The organism is Saccharomonospora saliphila YIM 90502, assembly GCF_000383795.1.
Taxonomy (GTDB): Bacteria; Actinomycetota; Actinomycetes; order Mycobacteriales; family Pseudonocardiaceae; genus Saccharomonospora; species Saccharomonospora saliphila.
Map to the genome: position 1 here is coordinate 1 of NZ_KB912685.1, position 2,965 is coordinate 2,965.

The 2,965-nt window shown below is 72.6% G+C and carries 4 protein-coding genes; 3 read left to right on the forward strand and 1 reads right to left on the reverse strand.

Annotated elements, in window-relative coordinates; all coding sequences use genetic code 11:
- The 3 genes from SACSA_RS23010 to SACSA_RS0114100 all read left to right on the forward strand — a co-directional run.
- Positions 1-348: hypothetical protein (locus tag SACSA_RS23010; protein WP_048876809.1), on the forward strand; the 348-nt coding region annotated here is incomplete at its 5' end.
- 202 nt (positions 349-550) lie between these two features.
- Complete coding sequence (def, locus tag SACSA_RS0114095) at positions 551-1,051, forward strand: peptide deformylase (protein WP_019816546.1); 501 nt, start codon at positions 551-553, stop codon at positions 1,049-1,051.
- Positions 1,052-1,173: 122 nt separating this feature from the next.
- The gene (locus tag SACSA_RS0114100) at positions 1,174-1,971 is read left to right on the forward strand and encodes a hypothetical protein (protein ID WP_019816547.1); all 798 of its coding nucleotides are present in this window, start codon (positions 1,174-1,176) and stop codon (positions 1,969-1,971) included.
- 76 nt (positions 1,972-2,047) lie between these two features.
- On the opposite strand, the gene SACSA_RS0114105 is transcribed toward SACSA_RS0114100, so the two are convergent.
- Positions 2,048-2,821 carry a maleylpyruvate isomerase family mycothiol-dependent enzyme gene (locus SACSA_RS0114105; protein WP_028661870.1) on the reverse strand — a complete coding sequence of 258 codons (774 nt, stop codon included), beginning with the start codon at positions 2,819-2,821 and terminating at the stop codon, positions 2,048-2,050.
- Between the last annotated feature and the right edge of the window lie 144 nt (positions 2,822-2,965).

Consider the following 2,965-nt stretch of genomic DNA (forward strand, 5'->3'; position numbering starts at 1 on the left):
GCGGCCGATCCGGCGCAGCCGTACGGGGCGGCGCTGCCCTGGCCCGATGTCCTCGGCGACACCCGGCACCGGCCCGCGCGCATGGCGGGGGCACTGACCGTGCTCGTGGACGGACTGCCCGCGCTCTACGTCGAGCGGGGCGGACGGTCCCTGCTGTCGTTCACCGAGGACCGGGCGGTGCTCGGTGCGGCGGCGGAGGCGCTCTCCTCGGCGGTGCGCGCCGGGTGGCTCGGCCGGTTGCAGGTGCAGAAGGCGGACGGGGAACGGGCCTTGACCTCGGAACTGGCCGAGGTCCTGCGGGAGGCCGGATTCCGGGCCACCCCGTCGGGCTTGCGACTGCGGGCGTAGAAGGGCCCCATCCGTCCCGCTCGACGGGAGTCGGCGTCTCCTGCGACGGCATCGCCCCGTGGCCGAACCCCGGACACGGCCCCAGCCCCCGGCACCGCGTGACAACTTCATGGGGACACCTCCCGGCGGGACGTGGCGTCCGTGGCCGTGACCCGCGCGGCTACGCTCGGCGCGTTACAGGCTGGAGAAGGGGTGCGCGAACATGACGACGCGCGAGCTGCGCTACTTCGGCGACCCGGTGCTGAGGACGGCGGCCGACCCGGTGACCACGTTCGACCGGACCACGAAGGCACTGGTGGACGACCTCCTCGACACGGTGCGGGCCCCGGGGAGAGCTGGGCTGGCGGCCCCGCAGATCGGGGTGAGCCTGCGCGCGTTCAGCTACGACGTACATGGCGCCGTCGGGTACGTGCTGAACCCGGAACTGGTCGAGGTCTCCGACGAGACACACGTGCTCGATGAGGGCTGCCTGTCCGTGCCTGAGCTGTGGTTTCCCACCGAGCGGGCGGTCCACGCCATCGTCCGTGGCGTGGACCTGCGCAACGAGCCGGTCACCGTGGAAGGGCGCGACGTGCTCGCGCAGTGCCTGCAACACGAGGTGGACCACCTCGACGGAACGATGTACCTGGACCGGTTGACACCACAGCGGCGCCGGGAAGCGTACCGGCGGGTGCGCGAGCAGACATGGTTTTGGTCCGCATAGGACCAACACACCAGGTGGCGGGTATCGTTATTGATCTGTGTCCGCAGCCACTCTCCCGTGACAGGCTCGTTGCCTGTTCGTAACCTAACCGCCGTTGTTCGCGACGCGGGAGCGAGGGAGAGATGGCCGGTCGACATCGTGCGGCACCGTCGAGACCGTGGGCGCGGCCCGCCGCGCTGGGCGTTCTCACGGCGGGAGCGCTGCTCGGCGCGGGCTGGGCCGCCGACAACCTCCTCGACGGGTGGGAGACGAGCGCCGTCGCGGTTTCCACGGACCTGTCCACTTCGTACGATCCCGGCCCGGCGTCCCCTCCCCGGACCGGATCCCCGGCGAGCTCCCCGGCCTCACGCACGGCATCCGGCACAACGGACACGAGCACGACGGAACCCGAGCCGACGACGGAGACGACGTCGACGACGCGGGACGAGACGGACTCGCGAGCCGACACGGAGACCGAGGCCGACACGGAGACCGAGGTGGAGACCGGCACGGACGCCGACGCGGAGAGTGGAGCGGACGGCGGCGCGGCGGCCGCTGCCGAACCCGCCACGCCCCGCGCGGAGCCCTGCGCCACCGAACTCGACGGCACGGTGCCGCACGTGGCCGAGGTCGGCAATCACCTGCTGGAGCGGTTCGCCGTCGAGTCCGTCGGCGGCCGGGCGCCCCGTGCCAACACCAGTGACCACCCCTCGGGCCACGCCCTCGACTTCATGGTGGATTCGGCCACGGGCGACGCGCTCGCCGAGTACGTACTCGACAAAGTGGACGAGTTCGGAGTCAAGTACATCCTCTGGAAACAGCGGTACAACGACGGGAGCGGCTGGTCGGTGATGGAGGACCGGGGAAGCCCGACGGCCAACCACGTCGACCACGTGCACGTGTCGTTCCACAGTGGAGTCAAGGTCTCGGTCACGTGCTGAGCGGCGGGTACGGCCGAGAGCGTGTCCGCGGTGTCCGGATCGGTTTCGTCCGCGTCACCACCGGGTCCGGCCGCCGTCACCGCGTGGCCAGGCGCATCAGAGCCCACAGTTGCCCGACGGCGTCGTCGTCGCCCTCGACCGTGACCGCCCCGGGCCCGGCTCGACCCCACAGCCACAGGTAGACCGAGACCGCTGTGCCGGAGACCACCGCGTCGGTCTCTCCGCGCGCGGTCGCGGCCCGCTCCGGCTCGGGCCGGACCGTGGTGCCGTCCGGCCCGGCGTCCACGGCCCAGGCGTGCTCCCCGGCGCGGACGGTCACCGACGCCGACCTCGTGCCGGTCACGCCCATCCTGCGCAACCGGTGCCCGAACCACAGGGACAGCGCCTCGTCCACACCGTCGAGAGCCAGGTCCTCGGCGATGTCCGAGACGTCGAGCCCGGCGGCGAGCTGGACATCGACCCGGTGCACGGTGAGTTCGTGGGCCATCCGGCGATACCAGAACCCGTGGCTGCGGTCCGCGTCCCACCAGCTCCCGGCCGGTTCGGCGGGATCGTGCCGGGCGAGCAGCCCGCTCAGCTCGGCCACCCCGTCGCGCAGGTACCCGCGCACGGTTTGGCCGGCCACCGGGTCGGACTGCCACTCGTGCGGCCGGGAGCCCGTGCGGAGCCACCCGAGCGCGACACGGGACACGCTGCCCACGTGGCGGACCACCTCGCTGACGGTCCATCCGGGGCACGTGGGCACGGGCGCGTCCGGGGTCACCCCCTCGCAGGTCCGCAGCACCAGCTCGGCCTCGTCGTCGAGGGTCGTGAGCAGGCGTCCGTGGTCGATCGGCGTGCTCGGGGACATCACGAACCCCGGCCGTGTCCCGGCCGTGAGCGGGCACCACACCACGCGCCCCGCACGCCGGTGTCCGCGGTGGTGCCGTGTGGAACGGCAGGTCGCGCGTCCGGCTCGACGGCGCGCCGGGCGAGCACGACGAACTCGCCCGCG

Bases quoted from the DNA above. Each gene is read 5' to 3' on its own strand.
- SACSA_RS0114100 (WP_019816547.1), top strand. From the start codon at position 1,174: ATGGCCGGTCGACATCGTGCGGCACCGTCGAGACCGTGGGCGCGGCCC.
- def (WP_019816546.1), top strand. From the start codon at position 551: ATGACGACGCGCGAGCTGCGCTACTTCGGCGACCCGGTGCTGAGGACG.
- SACSA_RS0114105 (WP_028661870.1), bottom strand. From the start codon at position 2,821: ATGTCCCCGAGCACGCCGATCGACCACGGACGCCTGCTCACGACCCTC.